This window comes from Tepidanaerobacter sp. EBM-49 (assembly GCF_001896645.1).
GTDB lineage: Bacteria > Bacillota > Thermosediminibacteria > Thermosediminibacterales > Tepidanaerobacteraceae > Tepidanaerobacter > Tepidanaerobacter syntrophicus.
This window is the reverse complement of record NZ_MPPE01000008.1, coordinates 1-4,176: the sequence shown is the minus strand read 5'-3', so window position 1 is coordinate 4,176 and position 4,176 is coordinate 1. Positions and strand designations below refer to the sequence as shown.

At 37.2% G+C, this 4,176-nt stretch carries 5 protein-coding genes; 2 read left to right on the top strand and 3 right to left on the bottom strand.

The window, feature by feature from the left end:
• From BUE08_RS01615 to kduD, 3 genes are all read right to left on the bottom strand, one after another.
• Positions 1–783 (bottom strand): glycerate kinase (locus tag BUE08_RS01615; RefSeq protein ID WP_286680189.1); only part of this gene is annotated, 783 nt, incomplete at its 3' end.
• A 234-nt stretch (positions 784–1,017) separates the two neighbouring features.
• Positions 1,018–1,851: a 5-dehydro-4-deoxy-D-glucuronate isomerase gene (gene kduI, locus BUE08_RS01610; RefSeq protein ID WP_286680188.1), complete on the bottom strand. Its 834-nt coding sequence runs from the start codon at positions 1,849–1,851 to the stop codon at positions 1,018–1,020.
• Between the two features lie 26 nt (positions 1,852–1,877).
• Positions 1,878–2,636 (bottom strand): 2-dehydro-3-deoxy-D-gluconate 5-dehydrogenase KduD, encoded by a 759-nt coding sequence (kduD, locus tag BUE08_RS01605; protein WP_286680187.1) that lies wholly within the window; start codon positions 2,634–2,636, stop codon positions 1,878–1,880.
• Positions 2,637–2,930: 294 nt separating this feature from the next.
• Between kduD and BUE08_RS01600 the strand changes: the two genes are divergently transcribed.
• On the top strand, positions 2,931–3,722 hold the full coding sequence (locus BUE08_RS01600; RefSeq protein WP_059031019.1) for an IclR family transcriptional regulator: 792 nt from the start codon (positions 2,931–2,933) through the stop codon (positions 3,720–3,722).
• Positions 3,723–3,975: 253 nt separating this feature from the next.
• Positions 3,976–4,176 (top strand): B12-binding domain-containing protein (locus tag BUE08_RS01595; RefSeq protein ID WP_353682070.1); only part of this gene is annotated, 201 nt, incomplete at its 3' end.

The window sequence follows — 4,176 nt, the reverse complement described above, 5'->3', positions numbered from 1 at the left end:
CATCAAAGCTGCTCCCAAGCCCCCTGCAGCTCCTGCTCCCGGCAAGTCTTTTATATCCTTGCCAAGATCTCTTTTTATTATTTTTGCAAGATGATCGAGGTTTTTGTCAAGGATTTCTATCATTTCAGGTGTTGCGCCTTTTTGCGGGCCATAGATAGCAGAAGCTCCTTCAGGACCGCATAACGGGTTTTTTACATCTGAGGCAATAGTGAATTTTGCATTCTTTACCCTGCCATCCAGATTAGAAATATCAATTTTATAGATTTTAGATAGCTCTCCGCCTCCAAAACCTATTTGTTTGCCTTCTTTATCCAAGAACTCTACTCCAATGGCCTGAGCCATCCCTACTCCGCCGTCATTTGTGGCGCTGCCTCCAATACCAATTATTATATTTTCGCAGCCCATATCCAGTGCCGCTTTTATCAATTGGCCGGTGCCGTAGCTTGTAGTTTTTAAAGGATTGCGTTCTTCCTCTTTTAAAAAGTTAAGTCCTGATGCCGCTGCCATTTCAATAACCGCTGTATTATCAGGTAATACGCCAAAAAAAGAATCTATGGGTCTTCCAAGAGGGTCTAAGGCTTTTGTAGGAATTATTTTACCTCCTACCGCACTTATAATAGCTTCTACCGTGCCTTCTCCTCCATCTGCCATTGGCACTTTTGCAACTTCTACATTCTCGCTGTAGGCTAAAGCCGCCTTTTTTATTCCGCGTTCTATTGCTTCAGCTGCTTGTATGGAACTTAGACTTCCTTTGAATGAATCGGGAGCTATAATTACTTTCATAAAAGCACCTGCATTCTTTAGTATTTTATGTATAAGTATAATAATACAATATCAAAGTTTCTAACAACTGCATATGGACAAAATGCTCATGTTTAATAATTAGCTTATCGTTATTTTAAGCAAAATGATTAGTTACTATAAATACAGGAAAATGCTTTTACGAAAAAAGCACCCGCTTAACCTGTAAACGGGTGCCAATTTCTATTTCTTATGCATTTATTTTAGCTCAGAATATTATATTAAATCTTTATTATCTATGTGGTCCATATCATCAAAAGCTTGATTTTCGCCTACCATCCCCCATATGAAAGTATACTTTTGGGTTCCGACGCCTGAATGAATAGACCAAGGTGGTGAAATTACGGCTTCTTCATTTCTCATTATAATGTGTCTGGTTTCATGAGGTTCTCCCATCATATGAAATACCAATGCATCATCGGTCATATCAAAATAAAGGTATACTTCCATTCTGCGATCATGTGTATGGCAAGGCATTGTATTCCAGACGCTACCTTCTTTAAGCATTGTCATGCCCATAGACAGCTGGCAGGAATCACACACATTCGGATGTATGTACTGATATATGGTTCGTTCGTTTAGCTCCTCTTTCGAACCTAGCGTAACTGGATTTGCCTTGCTAATATTTATTTTAACTGTTGGGTATGTTTTATGTGCCGGCGCAGAATTTATATAGAACTTTGCAGGTTTATTTTTATCTATTGACTTAAAAACTATATCTTTTGTTCCCTTGCCTACATAAAGTCCATCTCTCGGTTCCATCTCATAATCTTTTCCATCAAGAGAAACAATACCTTTTTCTCCAATATTGATGACTCCAAGCTCTCTTCTTTCAAGAAAGTATTCTGCTCCTATTTCTTTTCCTGCTTCTAGCTTTAACTCTCTTTCGGCAGGACAAACTGAACCTGCGATTATCCTGTCAAAATGAGAATATACTAATCTAATTTCATCTTTCTTAAAAAGCCCGCTAATATGATACTCCTCTCTAAGCCTTGCAGTATCATAACTTCTTGCATCTTTGTTACTTGAAGCGTATCTAACATCAAACATTTAATAAGACCTCCAATATAATTTTATTATCTTGCCAGCCATCCTCCGTCTACACATAATATGTGTCCGGTTACGTAGTGTGATGCTTCCGAGGCAAGGTAAACCACAGCTCCTTTTAAATCTTCGGGAAGTCCCCATCTTCCTTCCGGTATTCTGTCAAGAATAGACTTATTTCTCTCATCATCTTTTCTAAGAGGTTCAGTATTGTTGGTGGCCATATAACCCGGTGCAATGGCATTTACATTTATGTTATATTTAGCCCACTCATTTGCCAATGTTTTTGTCAAAGAAGCAACTCCCCCTTTGCTAGCAGCATAAGACGGCACCAGTATGCCCCCTTGAAATGAGAGCATTGAAGCAATGTTAATTATCTTACCTCCATTATTTTTTATCATTTCTCTTGCAACGGCTTGACTTAAGAAAAAAACCGCCTTAAGATTCACATTTATTACATCGTCCCAGTCTTTTTCTGTAAATTCAATAGAAGGAGCTCGACGTATTATGCCGGCATTATTCACTAATATGTCTATCTTGCCGAATTCATCCAACGTTCTTTTGACTATTTCCGGTATTACATTTGCATTCGAAAGATCAGCTTCAATAGGCAGGCATCTTCTGCCTAATTTTCTAATCTCTTCCTCGGTCTCCGGCATCGGCGATCGGTTTACAATCGCCAGGTCTGCTCCGGCTTCCGCAAGTCCTACAGCCATTCCTTTGCCTAACCCCGTCCTGGCGCCGGTTACTATGGCCGTCTTTCCCGATAAAGCAAATTTTTCCAGTATCATTTGAATGCCTCCTGCTTTGCGGAACATTTGACTTTACTGTATTTTTATTCTATTATTTAAATAGAATATTTCAGTAAGTAAAAATGTTCTCATGTTGTTTTATTGTATAAAACGATGTTTTGCTTTTACTTATACTATTCTACACAAACATCAGGAATCCTGCCTGTAATATAAATATTCGATTGAACATCTTGCACTTTTTTGTTTATTGAACTGAATTAGACAAAAAGTTGACACGATTTATATGAACAAGTAACATATAAATAATAAATTAGACTTTATGGATGTGATATTGTGGATAAAGAAAAAAACCTGCTAAGGTCTTGTCTTCGCACTTTAGAGATACTCGAGGCGCTGTCTTGCGGCAAAGAGCTTGGCGTAACTGAAATCGGCAAATATACTAATCTTCATAAAAGTACGGTTTATCGCTTTCTTGATACATTGGAACACAAAGGGTATGTCACCCAAAATCCTGAAACCGGAAAGTACAAACTTAGTTTCAAAATACTTAATTTAGGATTTAATCTTATCTCAAATATGGATATAAGGACAGTTGCCAGGCCTTTTATGGAGGACCTTGCAAGGAAAACCGGTGAAACAGTCTACCTTACAATGATCGATGCGGGACAGATAATATATATTGACAAAGTTAACTTTACGGAAAATCTTCAGACATTCCACAAGGTTGGTGACAAAAACTTTGTCCATTGTACTGCATCAGGAAAAGCGCAAGCAGCCTTTCTGCCCGAGGAAGAGTTTGATTATATTATCCAAAAATGGGGGCTGCCAAAGCAGACAAAAAATACTATAACTGACATAGATGTTTTGAAAAAACAATTAGATAAAGTTAAAGCCCTTGGTTATGCCATTGACAATAGAGAGTCAGAGGATGATGTTATGTGTGTGGCATCTCCAATATTTGATTATACGGGCAATGTAGTGGCAAGTTTGAGTATATCAGGGCCGATTACACGGATAAACTTAGAAAAAATAAACCGAGATTACTCACAATTAATATTAAAAGCAGCAGCTGATATTTCTAGAGAATTAGGTTGTTTAGATCCTCGCAAATATATTAGAAAATAACATCTTTACAAATTAATACAGTAAAAAAATCTCCCGGTTGTAAATCTTTGACAGGGAGATTTTTTTAGATATAGAATCATATCCAAAAAACTAATATTTATAAAGAGTAAGTAAAGAAATTCAATTCACAATCAGTTGACAATTTCGATATACTCGTATATACTAGTGTCAGAAAGTATAAAGTTTTATAACTGGTTTAAATCGGCATAGGAAAGGATGGTGTGAAGAAAATATCAATAATTTTCTCATTACTGTGGGGTGTTCCAAAAAAACTGTAAAGGGGGAAGGTAAAGTGCTTGATGAACTTTTCAACAAAATAGTAGATATGGATGAAGAAGGTGCAGTAAGTCTTGCTAAAGAGTATCTTGAAAAAGGTGGAGATGCTCAAAAACTTCTAGATGTATGCAGAGATGCTATGGCTGTTGTAGGAGATAAGTTTGAAAAAGGCGAGTAT